The organism is Ancylobacter koreensis (assembly GCF_023016525.1).
GTDB lineage: Bacteria > Pseudomonadota > Alphaproteobacteria > Rhizobiales > Xanthobacteraceae > Ancylobacter > Ancylobacter koreensis.
On record NZ_JALKCG010000004.1, the window covers coordinates 211,338 to 232,790 of the forward strand.

Sequence of the window (21,453 nt, forward strand, 5' to 3'; positions counted from 1 at the left end):
GCTGACATCGGTCGATGTGCGGGCGCTCGAACGGTGATATGAAGCGCCCATGATGCCGGCCCCGGGAGAAAAGGGGCGGCCTGGAGCTTGAGACCCATGACCGATTTCCATCGAATCCGCCGGCTGCCCCCCTATGTTTTCGAGCAGGTGAACCGCGTGAAGGCTACCGCCCGCAACGGCGGCGCCGACATCGTGGACCTCGGCATGGGCAACCCGGATCTCGATGCCCCCGCTCATGTGGTCGACAAGCTGAAGGACACTATCGGCCGGCCGCGCACCGACCGTTACTCGGCTTCCAAGGGCATTCCGGGTCTGCGCCGCGCGCAGGCGGCCTATTATGAACGCCGCTTCGGCGTGAAGCTGAACCCCGACACGCAGGTGGTCGCGACGCTGGGCTCGAAGGAAGGCTTCGCCAATATGGCGCAGGCGATCACCGCCCCCGGCGACGTGATCCTGGTGCCGAACCCGAGCTATCCCATCCACGCCTTCGGCTTCCTCATGGCCGGCGCGGCGATCCGCTCGGTGCCCTGCGAGCCGGGGCCGGAATTCTTCCACGCGCTGGAGCGCGCGGTGGCGCATTCGATTCCCTCGCCGCTGGCGCTCGTGCTCTGCTACCCGTCCAACCCGACCGCGCAGGTCGCCGATCTCGATTTCTACCGCGACGTGGTCGCCTTCGCGAAGAAGCACGACCTGATCGTGCTGTCCGATCTCGCCTATTCCGAGGTCTATTTCGACGACAACCCGCCGCCCTCGGTGCTGCAGGTGCCGGGCGCCATGGATGTGACGGTGGAGTTCACCTCCATGTCCAAGACCTTCTCCATGGCCGGCTGGCGCATGGGCTTCGCGGTCGGCAACGAGCGGCTCATCGCGGCGCTGGCGCGGGTGAAGTCCTATCTCGATTATGGCGCCTACACCCCGATCCAGGTGGCGGCCACCGCCGCGCTGAACGGCCCGCAGGACTGCATCGCCGACATGCGCGCGGTCTACAAGAAGCGCCGCGACGCGCTGGTCGACAGCTTCGGCAAGGCCGGCTGGGAGATCCCCGTGCCGACGGCCTCGATGTTCGCCTGGGCGCCGATCCCCGAGAAGTTCCGCAATCTCGGCAGCCTCGAATTCTCCAAGCTGCTGATCGAGAAGGCGGATGTCGCGGTGGCGCCGGGCGTGGGCTTCGGCGAGCACGGCGACGACTATGTGCGCATCGCGCTTGTGGAGAATGAGCAGCGCATCCGCCAGGCCGCGCGCAATGTCCGCCGCTTCCTTGAAACGGGCGCCGAAACATTGCACAACGTCGTCCCTCTCGCTGCGGCGCGCTGACCGCTTTCCCGGGCGGCGCCGCTTCCTGGCTTTCTGTTGAGTTCGGACACATTGATGGCGCCGCCTCTGAAAATTGGCATCGCCGGCCTCGGTACGGTCGGCGCGGGCGTGGTGCGCATGATCGCCCGCCGCAAGGATGAGATCGCGGCGCGGATCGGCCGTCCGGTCGAGGTGGTGGCGGTGAGCGCCCGCGACCGCAATCGCAACCGCGACTGCGACCTCTCCGGCGTGCGCTGGTTCACCGACGCGGTGGAGCTGGCGCGCGATCCCGATATCGACGTCTTCGTCGAGCTGATCGGCGGACCGGAGGGCGTCGCCAAGGCGGCCGTCGAGGCCGCCATTACGGCCGGGCACGATGTCGTCACCGCCAACAAGGCCCTGCTCGCCCATCACGGCGTCGACCTCGCCCGCGCCGCCGAGGCCGCGGGTGTCGGCATCCATTTCGAGGCGGCGGTCGCCGGCGGCATCCCGGTCATCAAGACGCTGCGCGAGGCGCTGCTCGGCAACGAGCTCAACCGCGTCTCCGGCATCCTCAACGGGACCTGCAACTACATCCTGACGCGGATGCAGGAGGAGGGGCTTTCTTTCGACACCTGTCTCGATCAGGCCCAGCAGCTCGGCTACGCCGAGGCCGACCCGACCTTCGACGTCGACGGCTTCGACACCGCGCACAAGCTGGCGCTGCTTGCCTCGCTCGCCTTCGGCGTGCAGCCGGACCCGGACGCTATCCACATCGAGGGTATCCGCTCGATCACGCTCGCCGACATCGAGGCGGCGGACGAGCTCGGCTACCGCATCAAGCTGCTCGGCGTCGCCGCCCGCACCGGCGGGGCGGTGGAACTGCGCGTGCACCCGACCATGGTGCCTAAACATTGGCCAATCGCGCAGGTCTCCGGCGTGACCAATGCGGTGGCGATCGACGGCGACGCGGTGGCGCTGACCCTCGTCGGGCCGGGTGCCGGCGGCGATGCGACCGCCTCGGCGGTCGTCGCGGACCTCTGCGATATAGCGGCCGGGCGAGGCGGCGCACCTTTCGGCCGGCGCGCGGAAACCCTGCGCGCGGCGGAGAAGGCCGCAATCCAGCGTCATGAAGGTGGGTATTATATCCGCCTTGCGGCTGTTGACCGGCCCGGAACGGCGGCAGCCATTGCCCGCCATATGGCCGAGCAGAACATTTCGCTCGAGTCCATAATGCAGCACCGGCGCGGTCGGCCCCATGGCGGGGAGCGCGCGGAGAGCGCGGAGGATCCGGCACCCGTGGTGCTGATCACCTACGCCACCAACGAGGACGCGGTACGCCGCGCGATCGCGGCCATCGACCTCGATGGCGTGATCGCGTCGCCCCCGCAGGTGATACGGATCGAGAAGGACTGAGGGCTGGGACGATGGCGGAAATCACGGTCAAGGCGGGCCAGGCGCTCGAACGCATCCTGACGCTGGAGCTGGTGCGTGTCACCGAGCGCGCGGCGGTTGCGTCGGCGAGCCTGCGCGGGCGCGGCGACGAGAAGGCGGCGGACAAGGCGGCGGTCGACGCCATGCGCCGCGAGCTGAACCGCCTGCCCATCGCCGGCCGCATCGTCATCGGCGAGGGCGAGCGCGACGAAGCGCCGATGCTGTTCATCGGCGAGGAGGTCGGCACCGGCAAGGGCCCGGCCGTCGACATCGCCGTCGACCCGCTGGAAGGCACCACGCTCTGCGCCAAGAACATGCCCGGCTCCATTGCCGTTATGGCGATGGCCGAGGGCGGCACGCTGCTTTACGCGCCCGACGTCTACATGGAGAAGATCGCCATCGGGCCGGGCTATTCCAAGGGCACCATCGACATAGACGCCAGCCCTGAGGAAAACATCCACTCGCTGGCCAAGGCCAAGGGCGTGAAGCCGGCCGAGATCACCGCGCTGATCCTCGACCGGCCGCGTCACGCCGCCATCATCGAGGCGGTGCGCAAGACCGGCGCGGCGGTGCAGCTGATCACCGACGGCGACGTCGCCGGCGTGATCCACACCACCAACCCGGAAGAGACCGGCGTCGATATCTATCTCGGCACCGGCGGTGCGCCCGAGGGCGTGCTGGCAGCGGCGGCGCTGCGCTGCATCGGCGGCGAGATGTACACCCGCCTGATCCTCGACAGCGAGGCCAAGCGCGAGCGCGCCAAGAAGATGGGCGTCTCCGATCCGAAGAAGATCTACACCATCACCGACATGGTGCGCGGCGACTGCCTGATCGCGGCGACCGGCGTGACCACGGGCAATTTGCTGAAGGGCGTGAAGTACGACAAGGGCGTGGTGAAGACCCACACCGTCGTCATGCGCTCGGCCACCGGCACGGTGCGCTGGATCGAGGCCGAGCACCGCGATCTCTCCAAGTTCCATCTCGGCTGAGACGCGGACGGCAGAGGCTCATACGTCATCCCGGACGGCCGCAGGCCGATCCGGGATCGCGCGGAGATTATCCCGCAGGCGATTCCGGCTCTCCGCTTCGCTTCGGCCGGGATGACGGCGTTGTTCACGGGGCGCTTCGCGCCCCGTTTTCATTTCGCCGGCTAACAGCTGCGGCGACGAGCCTTCTCCGCACGCCGGGCTTTGGCAGGCGACCGGTGTGCTGTATACCAGAGCGGCGACGGGATTGCGGGCCGTCCGGCTCGCCTCGCGCCAGAACGCCAAACCGATTGCCAAGGGAACGACCCATGCCCGCTCCTCATTCGCTGCTTCCTCCCCTGCTGGAGAAGATCGACGCGCTCATCGCGGCCGAAGACTACAAGGCCGTCGCCGAGACCTACACGGCCTTCGTGAAGGAGCACCCGACCACCAGCTATCTCGCCTCCGAGCCGATCCCGTTCAAGTTGAGCGTGGCCTTTTCGAAGAAGTTCGGCTCCTCGGCGACCACCACTTTCACGCTGCGCAACACCACCTGGTCGTCCGACACCAAGGGCGCGCTGCGCGCATCGCCGGCCGAGTTCGCCGCCCTCGTCGCCAAGTACGAAGCGGAAGTCGCCGAGATCGCCAAGTCGGTGAAGAAGGTTGCCTGAGGCGCCGTTGCACGGACGCGATCACGGAAAGGCCGGCTTCGCGCCGGCCTTTTTCATTGCGGCGGCGAGGAACCGTGTCCCGGCCCAGCGAAGGCACAGCCGGAGCGCCGTGCCGGGATCCAGCGCCCGACTCTTCGGCTAAACCTCGGTGGGGCTGTCTGCTCAGACGAGGCAGTTCAGTCGCTGCGCGCTGTTTTCTCCCGGGTCCCGGATCGCCGCCGCGCGGCGCGCGGCTTATCCGGGACACGGTTCCACTACCCCGCCTTCGCAAGGTCCCTCAGGAAATAGTCCACCCCGAGCTTCATCATGTCGGGTTGAGAAGCGTGCGGGCCGGGGTGCTCGACATAGGTCAGCTCGTAGCCGGCCGGGCGCAGCTTGGCGGCGTGCGAGCGGCCGGCGGTGGCGATCGGGGTCTGTGTGTCGTTCTGGCCGTGGGCGATGAACACCTTGGGCGAGCCCTCCTGCGCCAGCACCGTCATGAAGCCGGCGGAGAAGGCGAGGATGTGGGTGACGATGTGCCCATTGCTGAGCCCGGTGGAGAGCGAGTAGCTGCCGCCGTCCGAATGGCCGGCGAAGGCGAGATGGCCGGGGTCGAGCGTGAAGCGCGCGGCCACCTCGGCGAGCCCCGCGTCGAGCCGTTCGAGGTCCGGCCCGTTGCCGGCGATCACGATGTCCCAGGTCGGGAACAGCGACTGCGGAACCAGCAGCAGGAAGCCGCGCGCCTCGGCATGGGGGCGCAGGATCGGCATGATCTTCTCAGCCGAGCCGCCGCCGCCGTGAAACAGCACCGCCAGCGGCGTCGGGCGCGCGGGATCGATGCCTTCCGGCACGATCAGCACATAGTCGCGCGTGTCGAACAGGCCGAGATCGTGCCGGCCGGGCGGCAGAGCGGGCTTGGTGGGGGCGGCGTGCTGGAAGGCGAGCCGGCCGAGCAGGGACAGGTTCAGCATGGGCGCGCACCATAAAGGGCGGACGCGGGCGCGCAAGGGCGCTGGAAGCCGATGCGCGAACGGGCGAACCCGTACGCCTGCGTCATGTTCGACCCGCAGGGCTGGCCGGCGTCCGACCCCCTAGGCAGCTACGCCGGGCGAGGCTATCAGCGCCGGGCCGATGCGCGCCCGCCTCGCGCCGCCCTCGTGTGCCCCTACCCATTCCTGGTTCTCCATGCCGTTCAGGGACAAGCTGCTCGTCCTCACCGTGATCTGCGTGTGGGCGCTCAACATGATCGTGGTGAAGCTCGGTATTGCTGAGATTCCGCCGCTCTTCATGAGCGCGCTGCGCTTCGTGCTGGTGGCCGCGATCATCGTGCCGTTCACGCGCGTGCCCGTCCGGCTGCTGCCCTGCGTGCTGCTGGTGTCCTTCACCTTCGGCGCGCTGCATTTCGGCCTGCTCTTCGCGGCGCTGCCGCACGCCGAGGCCGGGACCAGCGCGGTCATCATCCAGCTCGGCGCGCCCATCGCGACGCTGCTCGCCTGCCTGTTGTTGCGCGAGCCGCTCGGCCTCGTGCGCTTGGCCGGCCTTGTCGTCTCTGTGGCGGGCATCGCCATCCTGGCCATCGGGCCGACCATGCCCGCCCCGCTGCCGCTGGCATTGCTCTTGATGAGCGCCACCGGCTGGGCGGTGACGAACCTGATCGTGAAGGGCGTCACCGAGGTCAAGCCGATGACGATGATGGGCTGGTCGTCGCTTTTCGCTGTGCCCCAGCTTCTCGCCGCGTCATGGCTGTTCGAGAGGGGCCAGTGGGCCTCGCTCGGCTCGGCTGGGTGGCACGGCTGGTTCTGCGTCGCCTACAGCGCCATAGGTTCGTCGATCATCGGCTATGGCATCTGGTACTGGCTGCTGCAGCGCCATCCGATCAGCGTGGTGGTGCCCTATTCGATGCTGAACCCGCTGCTGACCGTGCTGTTCGGCATCGTGCTGATCGGCGATGATCCCTCGCCGGTGAAGATCATCGGCGCGCTGGTGATGGTGGCGGGCGTCGCGCTGATCCTGCGCAAGCCGGCGCGCGACCTGTCGAACCCGACGCTGCCCGACACGGCGTGAGCGGGTGGCGTGAGCGGGCAGGGCGTTTGCCCCGCCCGCCCGGCCATGCGACTCACTTCGCCTTCAGGAACTCGCCGACTTCCAGCAGGATCAGCTCGTTGTCGTCGGCCTTCGTCGGGTCGCGGCTGGACGAGAAGGGCAGATTGTTGTCGTTGCCGACGACGATGTGCGTCGCATCCACCACGTCGACATTCTCGATGGTGAAGAAGGGGAAGGTCAGCACGCCGTCATTGAGCGGCTTGCGCGCCTTCTTGTCCGGGTCGGCGATCTTCATCAGGTCGATATGGCCGATCTTGCGCACCGGCTGGCCGACATTGGCGTCGGTCATCTCGATCTTGGTGATGCGCTTGAACTTGGCAAGGTCGTGGAAGCAGTCGGGACGCTTCTCGCCCTGCGGACAGGCCTTGTCAGGCGTGCCTTCGCCATTGTCGCGCTCGATGATCAGGCCGGTGGTGGCGTCGATCATGTTGAAGTCACCGATGGCGTTGCCGTTCTGCTCAAGCACGTACTGCCAGGAGCGGCCGGTCCACTTCTCGTTCGCGACGTCGAATTCGAGGATCTGGAGATATTCCTTGCCTTCGGCGGTCTTCTGCCAGTCCTTCTTGGCTGTGTCCCAGAGCGGACCTTCGAGCAGCGGATAGAGGAACTTGCCGTCCTTCGAGCCGGCCATGCCCTCGAAGCCCTTGGAGCGGCGGGCATTGAAAGCCGCCGGCGCGTCCGGGGTCGCAGCGGAGGCAACGGAAGGGCTGTCGGGCGAGCGCACCGGCGTTTCGCCGGCCACGGTCTCGAACACGCCAAGAACCTTGCCGCTCTTGTCGGCCTTGATCAGGAACGGACCGAACTCCTCGCCGATCCAGATCGAGTCGCCGATCATCTGGAAGCTCTCAAGGTCGAAGTCGGCGCCGGTCAGGTAGCGCCGGGCGGTGCCTTCGTGAACGATGCGGAACGGCACCTTCTTGTCGGGGTCGGTCAGGAACACGGTTTCCACCGGTTCGAACGTGCCGGTCGCCCAGTCGACCTTGTAGTGACGCAGGAACAGCGCCGCGTCCGGGCTGTTGGCCTTGGAGCCGAAGCCGTTGTCGGTGAGGATCCAGAAGCTGCCGTCCGGCATGACCTTGATGCCGGAATGCCCCTGGACCGGTTGGCCCTTGAACGGCAGGAACACGCCGGTCGGGCGCCCGCCCGACCTGCCCTCGACGGTGCCGAGGGCATCGACGCGCTTGCCGGTGGTGAACTTGCCGGAGGTCTTGAGGTCTTCGGGCGCATCGGCCGGCATCTCGATGAAGCTCTCGGCCGGCAGTACGGCGTGGCCGACGAGCGTGGCGGGATAGGCGTCCTGCGCGCGGGCGGCGGTGCCGGCCAGCGCACTGAGCGCGAGCGCGGCGCTCGCCAGCAGACAATGGCGGAGGGAGGGACGGGCCATGGCGGTTCTCCGTTCGGGGGAAGTCGGTTGAGCCGAGCCGCCTTCCTGACCCTCCGGCATGTCGGCCGCGCTACGGAGCGATGACGGAGCGATGACCATGCCGGCGCCGTCCTTCGCGCCTGACGACTCGACGCGGGGGCGCGCTTGGGGCTTATCCTGCGGGACATGAGTCTCGTCCTTCCCACTGCCGCCCCGCCGCCGCGCCCCTTTCTCGGCGTCGCCCGCTCGGCCACCGGCCGCTTCTGGCGCGAGCGCCTCGACGTGCGCGGTGCGCAGGCGACGCTCGCCATGGCGCAGCGCTTCGGCGTGCCGGAAATCCTCGCCCGCGTGCTGGCCGGGCGGGGCGTCGCGCTCGACGAGGTGGAGGCGTGGCTCGACCCGACGGTGAAGCGCCTGCTGCCGGACCCCGACACGCTGACCGACATGGGGCCGCTGGTCGCCCGCCTCGCCGACGCGGTGACCGGCGGCGAGCAGGTGGCGGTGTTCGGCGACTACGACGTCGACGGGGCGACCTCGACGGCGCTGCTGGTCGAGGTGCTGCGCGCCGGCGGGCTGGACCCGGCTTTCTACATCCCCGACCGCATCTTCGAGGGCTATGGCCCGAACATTCCCGCCATAGAGGGGCTGGCGGCGCAGGGCGCGCGGCTGCTGGTGACGGTCGACTGTGGCACGATGAGCTTCGAGCCTTTCGCGCGGGCGCGCGAACTCGGCATGGACGTGGTGGTCATCGACCATCATCAGGCCGGCGAGGCGCTGCCGGAAGTGGCGGCGCTGGTGAACCCGAACCGCGTGGACGACCTTTCCGGCCTCGGCCATCTGTGCGCCGCCGGCCTCGTCTTCGTGGTGGCGGTCGGCCTGTCGCGCGAGCTGCGCCGGCGCGGCTGGTGGAGCGACGCGCGGCCCGAACCGGACCTGCTCGCCGCCCTCGACCTGGTGGCGCTCGGCACGGTGGCGGATGTGGTGCCGCTGCTGGGGCTCAACCGCGCCTATGTCACCAAGGGGCTGATCCAGCTCCGAAAGCGCCAGCGGCCGGGGCTGACGGCGCTGATGGACGCCGCGCGGCTCTCCGGCCCGCCCAAGGCGTGGCATCTCGGCTTCCTGCTCGGTCCACGCATCAATGCCGGCGGACGCATCGGCGACGCGGCACTCGGCACAAGGCTGCTGCTCACCCGCGATCCCATCGAGGCACATGCCATCGCCGCCGAGCTCGACCGGCTCAACAGCGAGCGCCAGCAGGTGGAGCGCGCCATCGTCGCGCAGGCGGAAGCCGAAGCCGAGGCCGCGCTGGGCCATGCCGGGGAGGGCGCGGTGATCCTCTCCAGCGGGCAGGGCTGGCACCCCGGCGTCGTCGGCCTTGTCGCCGCGCGGCTGAAGGAGAAGTTCGGCCGGCCCGCCTTCGCCATCGCCTTCACCGGCGAGACCGGCTCGGGCTCGGCGCGCTCCATCCCCGGCGTCGATGTCGGGCGCGCGGTGCGCGGGGCCGTGGAGCGCGGCCTGCTCGTGAAGGGCGGCGGCCATGCCATGGCAGCGGGGCTTACCATCGCACGCGAGCGGCTCGGCGAGCTGCGTGCCTATCTCGAGGAGGCGCTCACCAGCGCGGTCGAGGACGCGCGGGCGGTGGACGAGACGGTGATCGACGGCGCGCTTTCCGCCGCCGGTGCGACGCCCGATCTGGTCGAGCTGATCGAGCGGGCGGGCCCGTTCGGCGCCGGCAACCCGCAGCCCATCTTCGCCTTCCCGGCGCATCGCGTGGTCTATGCGGAGGCCGGCAGCGCCGATCAGGTGCGGGTGCGGCTGCGCGGTTCGGACGGGGCGGTGATCTCGGCCGTCGCCTTCCGGGCGGCGAACGCGCCGCTCGGGCAGGCGCTGATGGCGGCGCGCGGACAGCAGGTGCACGTCGCCGGCACGCTCGATCTCGACTCCTGGCAGGGCCGCACCCAGACCAGCCTGCGCATCTGCGATGTCGCGTCGCCGGAAATCGGTTGAGGATCAGGCGGTTGAACGCTGTTTCGGAATCAGGTCGCGAAAGCACTGAGGCGTCCGGCAAGACGGTACGGCGCGTCGTGCCGCCGCCGGAATCAGGATCGTGCCTTTCGCGGCTAAAGCCTTGTCGGCGCGCCGCCTTTTCCCCGACGGGCGTGCGGAATCGGATTGTCAGCCGGTGAGTGCAAACCCCGGCAGCGACTCGCGAAATCCCCGTATCGCCATCATCGGCGCCGGGCCGGCGGGGCTGGTCGCCGCTGAAGTGCTGGCGCGCGCCGGCTGCCGGGTCACAATCTACGAGCGGATGGCGTCGCCGGCGCGCAAGCTGCTGATCGCCGGCCGCGGCGGGCTTAACCTCACCCATTCCGAGCCGCGCCCGTCCTTCCTCGCCCGCTACGGAGCGGCGGCGGACTGGCTGGCGCCCTTCCTCGACGCCTTTCCGCCGGCTCGGCTGCGCGCCTTCGCGGAAGGGCTCGGCGAGCCGACCTTTGTCGGCTCCTCCGGCCGCGTCTTCCCCCGGAGCTTCAAGGCCTCGCCGCTGCTGCGCGCGTGGCTGGCCCGGCTCGACGCGCTCGGCGTCACGCTGACGAGCCGCCATCGCTGGCTAGGCTGGACCGACGCCGGCGCGCTGCGCTTCGAGACGCCGGAGGGCGAGCGGCAGGTGACAGCCGACGCCGTGCTTATGGCGCTGGGCGGGGCGAGCTGGCCACGCCTCGGCAGCGACGGCGGCTGGGTGGAACTGCTGCGCGCGCAGGGCGTCGAGGTGGCGCCGCTGCGCCCGGCCAATAGCGGGGTGCGTATCGCGTGGACGGAGTCGTTCCGCACGCGCTTCAAGGGACAGCAGCTCAAGCGCATCGCGCTTGCCGTCGACGGCGTCACCGTGCGCGGCGAGGCGATGATCGACGGCGAGGGGCTGGAGGGCGGTGCGGTCTATGCGCTCTCCGCCCGGCTGCGCGAGGCCATCGCGCGAGAGGGGCGGACGACGCTGACCGTCGACCTGCGTCCCGACATGAGCGGCGAGGCGCTGGCCGAACGCCTCGCGAGCACCCGCAAGGGCGAGTCGACCGCCAACCGGCTGCGCAAGGCCGGGCTCTCGCCCGTCGCCGCCGGCCTGCTGCGCGAGGCCGGGCCGCTGCCCGGTACGCCGGGGGAACTCGCGCGGCGCATCAAGGCGGTGGCGCTGACGGCGACCGGCATGGCGCCGCTGGAGCGCGCCATCTCCTCCGCCGGCGGCGTGACGCGCGCGAACATCGACGCCGGGCTGATGCTGAAGGTGCGGCCGAGCGTCTTCGTCGCCGGCGAGATGGTGGATTGGGAGGCACCGACCGGCGGCTATCTGCTGCAGGCCTGCTTCGCCACCGGCTTCGCCGCCGCCTGCGGCATGCTGGAACACCTCGGCCTGCCCGCGCCGGAGCGCTGGGAGGGGCCGTGGTCGGCGGCGGATACCGTGTCGGATGGGGAAGGGATGGCGCGGGACGACGGCTGAGGGAGCGCGTGCCGTCGTCCCGCGCGGTTCACGAGACCTGCCGGGAAAACGGCCTCGCGAACGGTTTGCCGAGGAGTGGCGCGGCCATGAGATGGTATTCGTGGCTCGCCATCGGCGTTGGCGAGATGAATACGCGCAGTTCAGGCGGTCGACAACGATTATCTTCCGATATTATTACAGTTCTAAACTAAATGCGTCAGTTTTTACTTGAGCGTGTCGGCGCGCCGTTGCGGCGTCTTGCACGCCGGGGGCGCCGGGCTTACCTCCTTGTGGGCGGGGCACGCGGCGCGATGCGCGAGGAGAGCCATGGCACGTCTGTTCTTTCGCCGGGGAGCGGCCGCCGAGGCGGCGCCGGACGCTGCCCGTGAGCTGGCGGCGCGGGCGCGCGCCCTGCTCGGCGTCGGCGAGGAAACCACCATTTCCATCAGCGAGATCGCCTGTGGCGACCCGGCCTGCGGCGGCGCCGAGACGGTGGTGCTGGTGATGCGGCCGGGCCGGCGCACCGAGGCGGCCAAGCTCATGAAGCCGCTGGCGACCGTCAGCGAGGCGGAGCTCGCCGAGGCGCTGCAACCGTTGCTTGACGCAACGTCATGACCGGGGCCGGTGCTGCCAGTATTGATGCGGATTTACATGAATGCATCTTGGCGAATGAATGATTGCGCAATGTAAAATCATTCTAAAGTAATGATGAAGACTTGCGACGTCTTATACCACTGGCGTAGGAGTCTCCCGCTATGAGCCGCTCGGGCGGTGGGAGGAGACAATCCATGCGAGCCAGATCACTGTTCGCCGGGCCGTTGGCCGCGGCTCTCGTGCTGGGGGCGGGCTTCGCCGCCGCGCCGGCCTTCGCGGAAAGCGCGGCGCCGAAGGTCCGCGACATCGCCGTGACGTACGCGAACATCGCAGAGGCGATGTATGGCGACAGCCTGTCGACCGCCAAGGCGCTGCAGGCCGCCGTCGACGCGCTGATCGCCGAGCCGACCGATGCCAATCTCGACAAGGCCAAGGCCGCCTGGAAGGCGGCCCGCGTGCCCTACCAGCAGACCGAAGGCTTCCGCTTCGGCAACGCCATCGTTGACGAGTGGGAGGGCCGCGTGAACGCCTGGCCGCTCGACGAGGGGCTGATCGACTACGTGGACAAGAGCTATGGCGATAGCTCGGACGAGAACCCGCTCTACACCGCCAACGTGATCGCCAACACCAAGATCCGCGTCGGCAAGAAGACCATCGACGCCACCAAGATCACCCCGAAGCTGCTCGACAGCCTCCAGGAGGCCGGCGGCGTCGAGTCGAACGTGGCCATCGGCTACCACGCGATCGAATTTTTGCTGTGGGGCCAGGACCTCAACGGCACGGGGCCGGGCGCCGGCAAGCGCCCCGTCACCGACTACTCGACCTCGAACTGCACCGGCGGCAATTGCGAGCGCCGCGCCGCCTATCTCAAGGCCGCGACCGACCTTCTGGTCGCCGACCTTGAAGACATGGCCAAGTGGTGGGGGCCGAAGGGCAAGGCGCGCGCGAACGTGCTGAAGCAGAAGGAGAAGGCCGCGCTCGGCACCATTCTCACCGGCCTCGGCTCGCTCTCCTATGGCGAGCTGGCGGGCGAGCGCATGAAGCTCGGCCTCATCCTGCACGACCCCGAGGAGGAGCATGACTGCTTCTCCGACAACACCTTCAACTCGCATTATTACGACGAGCTGGGCATCGCCTCGATCTACCGCGGCAAGTATGCCCGCGTGGACGGCTCGGTGGTCGAGGGCGCGTCGGTCGCCGCCTATGCCGCCGCGAAGGCGCCCAAGGCCGCCGAGGAGGCCGAGGCCAAGATCGACGCCGCGCTCGCCGCGCTGAAGGCGATCAAGGACGAGGGCGACAGCGGCAAGCAGGCCTACGACCAGATGATCGGCGAGGGCAATGCCGAGGGCAACGCGCTGGTGCAGAAGGGCGTCGATTCGCTCGTCGCCCAGACCCGCGCCATCGAAGGCGTGGTCGCCGCGCTCAAGCTGAAGATCAAGGTCGAGGGCTCGGACAGCCTCGACGATCCCTCCAAGGTCGGCGAGTGAGACCGAGATGACGAACAGCGGCGCGGGACTCTCGCGCCGCGCCTTCCTCGGCGCGGGCGCGGCGCTCGGCGGGCTGGTCCTGCTGGGGCCGACCCGTACCGGGCAGGCCCGTGCGGCCGCGCCCTTCGAGCCGACGCGCACGGTGACGCTGGGCGCCGGCGAGACCGAGCTGAAGCTGCTCGGTCCAGACGGCCCGGCGACCCGCATCCTCGCCTATGACGGGGTGCCTTTCCAGACGTTGCGCGTGCCGCGCGGCACGCGGCTGAAGGCCGAGTTCGTCAACGGCCTCGACGAGGGCTCGACGCTGCATTTCCACGGCATCCGCATGCCGAACGAGTTCGATGGCGTGCCCACGCTGACGCAACCTCTCGTGCAGCCGGGCGGGCGCTTCACCTATCTGCTGCCGCTCGACGACCCCGGCACCTTCTTCTTCCATCCCCATTGCGACGAGACCGGGCAGGCGGGCAAGGGTCTCGCCGGCGTGCTGGTCGTGGAGGACCCGCGCGATCCCGCTTTCGACGCCGAGCACGTGCTCTGCCTCAAGGACTGGCGGCTGGCGGAGGATGGCTCCTTCCTGCCGCTCACCGAGCCTGACGGCGCCTCCAAGGCCGGCACTTTCGGCGCCACCCGCACGGTGAACGGCGCCGCCTCGGTGGAGCTGACGGCTCCGGCCGGCGGGCATGCGCGCCTGCGCATCCTCAATCTCGATTCGACCCGCATCATGGATATCGGCGTCGAAGGGGGTGAGGCGGAGGGCTTCGAAGCCTGGCTCATCGCCGTCGACGGCCACGCGCTGAAGCCCGTGCGGCTCGACGACCTGCCGGACGGCATCTGGCGCATGGGCCCGGCCCAGCGCATCGACCTCGACGTGCGCATGCCGGCGGACGGCGGGACGGTGACGGTGGGCGATTATCGCGCCTCCGACATCTATCATTTCGCCGCCATCCGCACCGAGGGGCAGGCGGCAAAACCCCGCAAGGGGCCGCTGGCGCTGCCGAAACCCGAGCTGCCGCGCCCGGACATGAAGAAGGCGGCGCGCTTCTCCTTCACGCTCCAGCAGGCGACCGACGCGGCGGTGAAGAACCTCGCACTGCCGGCCGACGACCCGCTGGCCAAGGCGCTGATCGACAGCCTGTGCGTCGGCTCGACGACCTATTGGGGGATCGACGCCGAATCCTGGCCGGCGGGCAACCGGCGGAACCTTCCCCCGCCGCTGGCCCGCATGACGACCGGCCGCTCCTGTCGCGTCGAGATCAGGAACGAGACGCGCTTTCCCCATCCCGTGCACCTGCACGGCCACGCCTTCGAGGTGGTGAGTTCGAGCCTCGACCGCCTGCCGCGCCATTTCGCCGACACGGTGCTGGTCCAGCCGGGCGAGGCGGTCGAGATCGCCTTCGTCGCGGCGCCCGGCGACTGGGCGTTCCACTGCCACATCCTGGAGCATATGGAGACCGGGATGATGGGCTGGTTCCGGATCGTGTGATGGAACAGGGCTCCGCTTCCGCTCGCCGCCCGCGCGCCGCGCAGAAAGCGGGATCCGGCCGAAGGGTTTCTCCTGGGTCCCGGATCGGCGCTGCGCTGCGCGCGGCTTGTCCGGGAAACAGCCGCCCGGGGCGGATCGGCGTCACGCCGCGTGACGATCAGCCGGGTAACTCACTCGTGTCCCGGACAAGCGGAGGCGAAGCCGGAGCGCCGATCCGGGACCCAGCGAAAACGCCGCGCAGCGGAATCGTCTCCTCCCTGACGAAGGTCGTGGCGCTGTGCGTTCTGCTCGCGCCTGTCCCGGCGCTCGCCGAGGATGCGCGTCTCGACGCCGCCATCGGCAAGGCGCTGTTCGAGCGGCCCTGGGTGCCGGCGCCGAGTTCGACCCGTGCCAATGACGGGTTGGGGCCGCTGTTCGACGCCCGCTCCTGCTCGGCTTGCCATCCCGGCGGGGCCGGGCGCGGCGCGACCGCGCTCGATGGCGCAGGCCGGCCGGACGGGCTCGGCCTGGTGCTCTCGCTGTTCCGCGCGGACGGCACGGGCGATCCGGTTTATGGCCAGCGGCTGGAGACGATGACGCTGCCCGGCGTGCCGGCGGAAGGCACCTTCGCGGTCGGTATCGAAAAGGGACGGCGCTTTCCCCGCATTGAGGCGCCGGGCTATGGCCCGCTCGACCCCGCCACCCGCGTCTCGCTGCGCGCGGCGCCCGATTTGCGCGGGCGCGGCAAGCTGGAACTGGTGGACGACGCGGCGATCCTCGCGCTCGAAGACCCCGACGACCGCGACAATGACGGCGTGCGCGGCCGGGCCCGCCGCTTCGCCACGCCCGAGGGCGGGTCGCGCGTCGGGCGCTTCGGCTGGAAGGCGAGCCATCCCACTTTGGCCGGGCAGGCTTCCGAGGCCTTCGCGCTCGACCTCGGCCTGTCGACGCTGTTGCGCATGGAGCCGTGGGGCGATTGTACGCAGGCGCAGACCGCCTGCCGCAACGCCCCGCACGGGCGCGATGCCGAAGGCGAGCCGGAGATCGGCGACGCCATCGTCTCGCGTATCGTCGCTTATCTCAGTGGTCTTAAGGTGCCGGCGGGCGTCGACGATGCGGCCGGCGCGCGGCTTTTCGCCTCGACCGGCTGCGCCGCCTGCCACCGTCCCTTCCTGCCGACGCGCGGGGGCGGGAAGGTCGCGCTCTATACCGACGTGCTGCTGCACGAGATGGGCGAAGGCCTCGCCGATCCCGCCGGCGTGCCCGGTGCCGCGGCCGGGGAATGGCGCACGGCGCCGTTGGCCGGCGTCTCCGCCGCGCTGGCGCATGGCGCCGGGCTGCTGCACGATGGCCGCGCCGCCGATGTCGCCGAGGCCGTGCGATGGCACGGCGGCGAGGCGGCGGGCGCCCGCGCGCGCTTCGAGGCGCTGGATGTGCGCCAGCGCCGGGCGCTGATCGACTATGTGTCTTCCCTTTAGAGCGAGAGCCAAGATGAACCGATCCCCCTTCGCGCTGGCGCTGGCGCTGGCGAGCCAGATCGGGCAGGCGGCCCAGGGCGTGCCGGCGATCGCCGCCGCCACCGCCCTCGTCTCCGGCCTGCTCGTCTCGCGCGCCGACGCGGCGGCGCTCTCCGCTCCGCAGGTGGTGGAGGACTGGCTGCTGCCGCGCTACGACACGCTGCTGGCGAGCGCGAAGGCACAGCAGGCGGCGTGGGAAGCCTTCGACAAGGCGCCTTCCGCCGAAGGCGTGAAGGAGCTGAAGGCACGCTTCGCCGCCGTTTCCGACGCCTGGGCCTCGGTCGAGTTCATCACCTTCGGCCCGGTCATGCTGTCGCTGCGGCCCGACCGCTTCAACCTGTTCCCGGAGCGGCGCAACGCGGTGGGTCGCTCCGTCACCGAGATCATCGGCGATGCCACGGATGAGCGGCTCAAGCCGGAGCGCTTCTTCCGCCTGAGCGCCGCCGTGCAGGGCCTGCCGGCCATGGAACGCCTGCTCTTTGACGAGGGTGCCGATGCCGCGCTGCTGTCAGGGCCGGAAGCTGCCCGCCGGCAGGCGCTCGGCCTCGCCGTCGCCGCCAACCTCGCCAACATCGCAGGGGAAATACGCGAGGGCTGGGGCGACCGCACGCAGGGCCTGCTGGCGCAGCTCCTCGCCGGCAAGTCCGATCCCGTCTTCTTCCCCGAGCCGAACGCGCTGCTGAGCCAGATCGTCACCGACCTTGCCGGCGCCTATCAGCGCGTCGTCGATCAGCGCCTGCTCGTCGTGCTCGGCAAGAGTGCCGACGAGGCCAAGCCCCTGCTTTCCGACCGCCGGCGCAGCGGCCTCGCCAAGGAGGCCATCGTCGCCATCATCACCAGCGCCGGCTCGCTGGCCGATACGCTGGCGCAGGGGCTTCCCGCCGCCGACCGGGCGGGCCTGACGACGACGCTCCAGGGCGCCGCCAAGGCGGCTGCCGGGCTGCCGGAGGATATCGGGCAGGCGGCGACCACCGCGCAGGGCCGCAAGACGCTGGAGGCTGCCATGGCGGCGTTCAAGGCGGCGCAGGCGGGGATTGCCAAGCCGCTTGCTTCCGGCCTCGGCGTGGCGCTCGGCTTCAACGCGCTGGACGGCGACTGAGGGAGGCCGCGATGGGCATTCTCGATCTCACGCGGCGCTCGCTGGCCGGCACCTTGGGCGCGCTGGTCGCGGCTCCGCGCGTCTTCTTCGCCAGCGGCGCGGCCCATGCGCGCGACCATCTGCTCGACGCCGAATGGCTGGCGACGGCCGGGGTCGGCGAGGGCTTCGCGCCTGTGGTGCTGTCGCCCGACTTCGCCGCGACGCCGGTGGGCGCCGGCACGCAGCGGCTGCACTGGGTGGAGCCGAGCCCCGACGGGCGCACCGCCGTCGCCGTGGCGCGCCGGCCCGGCACCACCGCCGTGCTGTTCGACCGCCGCGCCGGCTCCGTGCTCGCCAGCTTCGAGCCGGGCGAGGGGCGGGTGTTCTCCGGCCATGGCCGCTTCATCGAGGGCGGGCGCCGTTTCCTCGCCGTCGAGATCGACCGAGACACCGGCGCCGGCATGGTGACGCGGCGGGTGGTGGAGGCAGGTTTCGCCATCGAGGCGGAATGGGCCTCGTCGGGCATCGGCCCGCACGACATGCTTCCGGCAGGCGGCACGCTGGTCGTCGCCAATGGCGGCGTCGAGCCGCACACGCCCGAGGCGGTGGGCGCGGAGATCGCCGGCGCCAGCGTCGCCCGGCTCGATCCGGTGAGCGGCGCGGTGCGTTCGGTGGCAGAACTCAGCGAGGACCTGTCCTCGCTCTCGCTGCGCCATCTCACCTCGGGCGCCGACGGCTTCACCGTGGTGGCGGCGCAGGACCTGCTGGCCGACGGCATCGCCCGGCCGCTGCTCTATGCGGTGGACGGCGAGGGGCTGCGCGCCTTCGACGCGCCGGACGAGGAATGGCGCGGCCTGCGCACCTATGTCGGCTCGGTCTGCCTCGATGCCTCCGGCGCCTATGTGGCGGCGGCCTCGCCGCGCGGCAACCGGGTGGCGCTGTGGCGGCGCGACGGGCGATTCCTTGGCTCGCTGACGCTGGTCGACGGCTGCGGCCTCGCCCCGACCCGCGAGGCGGGGCAGTTCCTCGCCACCAGCGGGCTCGGCGAGACGGTGCTGATCGCCACCGACGGGGAGGGCGTCGGCGTCGTCGCCCGCCGTTCCGGCGGGCCGCGCTTCGACAATCACGCGGTGCTAGTGGCCTGAGCGGCGACGCCCTTTCCTTTTTCGCGGCGGGACGGATAGAACAGGGCGTCGGCGTTCCATCGCCCTGTCATCCGCCTCCGGCCTGTGAAATGAACTCGATCTTCGCCGACCTGCCCACCACCGTCTTCGAGACCATGTCGCGGCTCGCGCGCGAGCATCAGGCGGTCAATCTCGGTCAGGGTTTCCCGGACGATCCCGGCCCGCTCGACGTGCGCCGCAAGGCGGCCGAGGCGGTGGTCGACGGCTGGAACCAGTACCCGCCGATGATGGGCACGCCGGAACTGCGCCGTGCCGTCGCCGACCATTACCGCGACTGGCAGGGGCTCGACCTCGACCCGGACGCCGAGGTGATGATCACCTCCGGCGCCACTGAGGCGATTGCCGGCGCGCTGCTGGCGCTGATCGAGCCCGGCGACGAGGTGGTGCTGTTCCAGCCGCTCTACGATGCCTATCTGCCGCTGGTGAAGCGGGCGGGCGGCGTGCCGCGCCTCGTGCGTCTCGTGCCGCCGGCGTGGCGGCTGACGGAGGAGGCGCTGGCCGGCACCTTCAGCCCACGCACCCGCCTCGTGCTGTTCAACAACCCGCACAACCCGACCGGCCGGGTTTTCGATGCCGGCGAGCTGGAGCTTCTGGCGCGCTTCTGCGAGCGGTCCGGCGCCGTGCTGGTGAGCGACGAGGTGTGGGAGCACGTGATCTTCGATGGCGCGGAGCATCGCTCCGTGCTCGCTTTGCCGGGAATGCGCGAGCGGGCGGTGAAGATCGGCTCGGCCGGCAAGATCTTCGGCATGACCGGCTGGAAGGTCGGCTTCGTTTGCGCCGCGCCGGGGCTGATGAAGGCGCTCTCCAAGGTGCACCAGTTTCTCACCTTCACCACGCCGCCGGCCTTGCAGCAGGCGGTGGCGTACGGGCTGGGCAAGGAGCGCGACTGGTTCCTCTCGACCCGCGCCAATCTCCAGCGCTCGCGCGACCGGCTGGCGGCCGGCCTGACGGGATTGGGTCTTCCCGTGCTCCCCTCGGCGGGCACCTATTTCCTCAATGTCGACCTCGCCCCGCTCGACCCGGCGCTGCGCGACGAGGCGTTCTGCCTGAGCCTTGTGGCGCGCGAGGGCGTGGCGGCCATTCCGGTCTCGGCCTTTTATGCCGAGGCGCCGGTGCAAAGCGTGGTGCGCTTCTGCTTCGCCAAGACCGACGCCACGCTCGACCGGGCGCTGGAGCGGCTGTCGGGTGTGGCGTCTGCGGGCCGCTCAATGCTCTCGCATGTGCACAAATGATGTCCTCTGCACGGGACCGAACAATGTCCTGTGCAATTTCGAAGTTTCTTGCCTACGAAATGGGCATCGCATCTGCCCATCGCTGAGGCGGCGGCGGGACCGGCCTGCCCCCGTGCGGCGCGCGGTGTTGGCACGGCCATTGCACTCCTTCCCTTCGGCGCGCGGACGGGGGTCCTGCGCGCGAACTCCAGAAGGGAAAGAATATGCTCAACCTGTTCAGTCAGGCGCGGCACGCGGCTCGTCGCGTCGCCGTCGGCGCCGCCGCGCTCGCGCTTGCCGGCACCGCCATCCCCGCTTCCGCGCAGGAAACGATCAAGGTCGGCGTGCTCCACTCGCTGTCGGGCACCATGGCCATCAGCGAGACCACGCTGAAGGACACCGTCCTGTTCATGGTGCAGGAACAGAACGCCGCCGGTGGCGTGCTGGGCAAGAAGCTCGAAGCCGTGGTGGTCGATCCGGCCTCCAACTGGCCGCTCTTCGCCGAAAAGGCGCGCGAGCTGATCGCCAAGGAGAAGGTCGCGGTCGTGTTCGGCTGCTGGACCTCGGTGTCGCGCAAGTCCGTGCTGCCGGTCTTCAAGGAGCTGAACTCGATCCTCTTCTACCCCGTCCAGTACGAGGGCGAGGAGAGCGAGCGCAACGTGTTCTACACCGGCGCCGCCCCGAACCAGCAGGCCATCCCGGCTGTCGACTACCTGATGGCCAATGAAGGCGTGAAGCGCTGGGTGCTCGCGGGCACCGACTACGTTTACCCGCGCACCACCAACAAGATCCTCGAAGCCTATCTGAAGTCCAAGGGCGTCCCCGCCGAGGACATCATGATCAACTACACGCCGTTCGGTCATTCCGACTGGCAGACCATCGTCGCCGACATCAAGAAGTTCGGCTCGGCCGGCAAGAAGACCGCCGTCGTCTCGACCATCAACGGCGATGCCAATGTTCCCTTCTACAAGGAGCTCGGCAACCAGGGCATCAAGGCGACCGACATCCCGGTCGTGGCCTTCTCGGTCGGCGAGGAAGAACTCGCGGGCATCGACACCAAGCCGCTGGTCGGCCATCTCGCCGCGTGGAACTACTTCCAGTCGGTCGACACCCCCGAGAACAAGGACTTCATCGCCAAGTGGCGCGCGTACACCAAGAACGACAAGCGCGTGACCAACGACCCGATGGAGGCCACCGTCATCGGCTTTAACATGTGGGTCAAGGCGGTCGAGAAGGCCGGCACCACCGATCCGGACGCGGTCATCCCGGCGCTGATCGGCGTCGCGGTTCCGAACCTGTCGGGCGGCTTCTCGGCGATGATGCCGAACCACCACATCACCAAGCCGGTGCTGATCGGCGAGATCAAGGACGACGGCCAGTTCGACATCGTCGAGCAGACCCCGGGCCTGATCGTCGCGGAAGAGTGGTCGCCCTACCTCGAAGGTTCGAAGGACCTGATCGCCGATTGGCGCTCGCCGATGAACTGCGGCAACTTCAACGTCAAGACCGGCAAGTGCGGCGGCGCGGGCAAGTGAGCCCCACGAACCCCTTGCCCGGACGCGCTCGCCGCGTCTGAGCCGACGACATCCGGCCGCCCACGGGCGGCCGGACCCGGCACCGGACGCCGGACGCGTCCGGCCTTCCGACATCGGACTGCGATCTCC

The 21,453-nt window shown here is 69.7% G+C and carries 17 protein-coding genes; 15 read left to right on the forward strand and 2 right to left on the reverse strand.

Features of this window, described 5'->3' with window-relative positions:
* Positions 1–96 precede the first annotated feature (96 nt).
* The 4 genes from MWN33_RS12450 to MWN33_RS12465 all read left to right on the forward strand — a co-directional run bounded on the left by MWN33_RS12450 (position 97) and on the right by MWN33_RS12465 (position 4,342).
* The gene (locus tag MWN33_RS12450; RefSeq protein WP_247201125.1) at positions 97–1,314 is read left to right on the forward strand and encodes an LL-diaminopimelate aminotransferase; all 1,218 of its coding nucleotides are present in this window, start codon (positions 97–99) and stop codon (positions 1,312–1,314) included.
* Between the two features lie 54 nt (positions 1,315–1,368).
* Positions 1,369–2,688, forward strand: coding sequence for a homoserine dehydrogenase (locus MWN33_RS12455; protein ID WP_247201133.1), 1,320 nt, complete (start codon positions 1,369–1,371; stop codon positions 2,686–2,688).
* Between the two features lie 11 nt (positions 2,689–2,699).
* Complete coding sequence (gene glpX / locus MWN33_RS12460) at positions 2,700–3,695, forward strand: class II fructose-bisphosphatase (protein ID WP_247201136.1); 996 nt, start codon at positions 2,700–2,702, stop codon at positions 3,693–3,695.
* Positions 3,696–4,000: 305 nt separating this feature from the next.
* Positions 4,001–4,342: a hypothetical protein gene (locus MWN33_RS12465; RefSeq protein ID WP_247201138.1), complete on the forward strand. Its 342-nt coding sequence runs from the start codon at positions 4,001–4,003 to the stop codon at positions 4,340–4,342.
* A 254-nt stretch (positions 4,343–4,596) separates the two neighbouring features.
* Here the strand turns inward: MWN33_RS12465 and MWN33_RS12470 are convergent, their stop codons facing one another.
* Positions 4,597–5,292 (reverse strand): alpha/beta hydrolase, encoded by a 696-nt coding sequence (locus MWN33_RS12470; protein ID WP_247201140.1) that lies wholly within the window; start codon positions 5,290–5,292, stop codon positions 4,597–4,599.
* Between the two features lie 160 nt (positions 5,293–5,452).
* Here MWN33_RS12470 and MWN33_RS12475 point away from each other — a divergent pair, with 160 nt between their 5' ends.
* The gene (locus tag MWN33_RS12475) at positions 5,453–6,385 is read left to right on the forward strand and encodes a DMT family transporter (RefSeq protein WP_247201141.1); all 933 of its coding nucleotides are present in this window, start codon (positions 5,453–5,455) and stop codon (positions 6,383–6,385) included.
* A 52-nt stretch (positions 6,386–6,437) separates the two neighbouring features.
* Here the strand turns inward: MWN33_RS12475 and MWN33_RS12480 are convergent, their stop codons facing one another.
* Positions 6,438–7,808, reverse strand: a complete 1,371-nt coding sequence (locus MWN33_RS12480; protein WP_247201143.1) for an esterase-like activity of phytase family protein — start codon at positions 7,806–7,808, stop codon at positions 6,438–6,440.
* A 165-nt stretch (positions 7,809–7,973) separates the two neighbouring features.
* Here MWN33_RS12480 and recJ point away from each other — a divergent pair, with 165 nt between their 5' ends.
* The 10 genes from recJ to urtA all read left to right on the forward strand — a co-directional run bounded on the left by recJ (position 7,974) and on the right by urtA (position 21,324).
* Positions 7,974–9,794, forward strand: coding sequence for a single-stranded-DNA-specific exonuclease RecJ (gene recJ / locus MWN33_RS12485; protein WP_247201146.1), 1,821 nt, complete (start codon positions 7,974–7,976; stop codon positions 9,792–9,794).
* A 175-nt stretch (positions 9,795–9,969) separates the two neighbouring features.
* Entirely contained in the window at positions 9,970–11,277 is a 1,308-nt protein-coding gene (locus MWN33_RS12490) for a BaiN/RdsA family NAD(P)/FAD-dependent oxidoreductase (RefSeq protein WP_247201147.1), read from the forward strand.
* 306 nt (positions 11,278–11,583) lie between these two features.
* Complete coding sequence (locus tag MWN33_RS12495; protein WP_247201148.1) at positions 11,584–11,871, forward strand: hypothetical protein; 288 nt, start codon at positions 11,584–11,586, stop codon at positions 11,869–11,871.
* 173 nt (positions 11,872–12,044) lie between these two features.
* The gene (locus tag MWN33_RS12500) at positions 12,045–13,337 is read left to right on the forward strand and encodes an imelysin family protein (protein WP_247201149.1); all 1,293 of its coding nucleotides are present in this window, start codon (positions 12,045–12,047) and stop codon (positions 13,335–13,337) included.
* Between the two features lie 7 nt (positions 13,338–13,344).
* Positions 13,345–14,820 carry a multicopper oxidase family protein gene (locus MWN33_RS12505; RefSeq protein ID WP_247201157.1) on the forward strand — a complete coding sequence of 492 codons (1,476 nt, stop codon included), beginning with the start codon at positions 13,345–13,347 and terminating at the stop codon, positions 14,818–14,820.
* 269 nt (positions 14,821–15,089) lie between these two features.
* Positions 15,090–16,277 (forward strand): di-heme oxidoredictase family protein, encoded by a 1,188-nt coding sequence (locus MWN33_RS12510; protein WP_247201160.1) that lies wholly within the window; start codon positions 15,090–15,092, stop codon positions 16,275–16,277.
* 13 nt (positions 16,278–16,290) lie between these two features.
* Complete coding sequence (locus MWN33_RS12515; RefSeq protein ID WP_247201162.1) at positions 16,291–17,415, forward strand: imelysin family protein; 1,125 nt, start codon at positions 16,291–16,293, stop codon at positions 17,413–17,415.
* An 11-nt stretch (positions 17,416–17,426) separates the two neighbouring features.
* Positions 17,427–18,539 carry a DUF1513 domain-containing protein gene (locus MWN33_RS12520; RefSeq protein WP_247201163.1) on the forward strand — a complete coding sequence of 371 codons (1,113 nt, stop codon included), beginning with the start codon at positions 17,427–17,429 and terminating at the stop codon, positions 18,537–18,539.
* An 89-nt stretch (positions 18,540–18,628) separates the two neighbouring features.
* Complete coding sequence (locus MWN33_RS12525) at positions 18,629–19,810, forward strand: aminotransferase (protein WP_247201164.1); 1,182 nt, start codon at positions 18,629–18,631, stop codon at positions 19,808–19,810.
* 203 nt (positions 19,811–20,013) lie between these two features.
* A complete protein-coding gene (gene urtA, locus MWN33_RS12530; RefSeq protein ID WP_247201165.1) occupies positions 20,014–21,324 on the forward strand; it encodes an urea ABC transporter substrate-binding protein in 1,311 nt (436 codons plus the stop codon).
* The last annotated feature ends 129 nt before the right edge of the window (positions 21,325–21,453 follow it).

Excerpts from the sequence above, each read along its gene's own strand:
- MWN33_RS12455 (WP_247201133.1), top strand. The coding sequence starts at position 1,369 with ATGGCGCCGCCTCTGAAAATTGGCATCGCCGGCCTCGGTACGGTCGGC.
- MWN33_RS12495 (WP_247201148.1), top strand. The coding sequence starts at position 11,584 with ATGGCACGTCTGTTCTTTCGCCGGGGAGCGGCCGCCGAGGCGGCGCCG.
- MWN33_RS12520 (WP_247201163.1), top strand. The coding sequence starts at position 17,427 with ATGGGCATTCTCGATCTCACGCGGCGCTCGCTGGCCGGCACCTTGGGC.
- recJ (WP_247201146.1), top strand. The coding sequence starts at position 7,974 with ATGAGTCTCGTCCTTCCCACTGCCGCCCCGCCGCCGCGCCCCTTTCTC.
- MWN33_RS12450 (WP_247201125.1), top strand. The coding sequence starts at position 97 with ATGACCGATTTCCATCGAATCCGCCGGCTGCCCCCCTATGTTTTCGAG.
- MWN33_RS12475 (WP_247201141.1), top strand. The coding sequence starts at position 5,453 with ATGCGCGCCCGCCTCGCGCCGCCCTCGTGTGCCCCTACCCATTCCTGG.
- glpX (WP_247201136.1), top strand. The coding sequence starts at position 2,700 with ATGGCGGAAATCACGGTCAAGGCGGGCCAGGCGCTCGAACGCATCCTG.
- MWN33_RS12525 (WP_247201164.1), top strand. The coding sequence starts at position 18,629 with ATGAACTCGATCTTCGCCGACCTGCCCACCACCGTCTTCGAGACCATG.
- MWN33_RS12515 (WP_247201162.1), top strand. The coding sequence starts at position 16,291 with ATGAACCGATCCCCCTTCGCGCTGGCGCTGGCGCTGGCGAGCCAGATC.
- urtA (WP_247201165.1), top strand. The coding sequence starts at position 20,014 with ATGCTCAACCTGTTCAGTCAGGCGCGGCACGCGGCTCGTCGCGTCGCC.
- MWN33_RS12505 (WP_247201157.1), top strand. The coding sequence starts at position 13,345 with ATGACGAACAGCGGCGCGGGACTCTCGCGCCGCGCCTTCCTCGGCGCG.
- MWN33_RS12480 (WP_247201143.1), bottom strand. The coding sequence starts at position 7,808 with ATGGCCCGTCCCTCCCTCCGCCATTGTCTGCTGGCGAGCGCCGCGCTC.
- MWN33_RS12470 (WP_247201140.1), bottom strand. The coding sequence starts at position 5,292 with ATGCTGAACCTGTCCCTGCTCGGCCGGCTCGCCTTCCAGCACGCCGCC.
- MWN33_RS12500 (WP_247201149.1), top strand. The coding sequence starts at position 12,045 with ATGCGAGCCAGATCACTGTTCGCCGGGCCGTTGGCCGCGGCTCTCGTG.
- MWN33_RS12465 (WP_247201138.1), top strand. The coding sequence starts at position 4,001 with ATGCCCGCTCCTCATTCGCTGCTTCCTCCCCTGCTGGAGAAGATCGAC.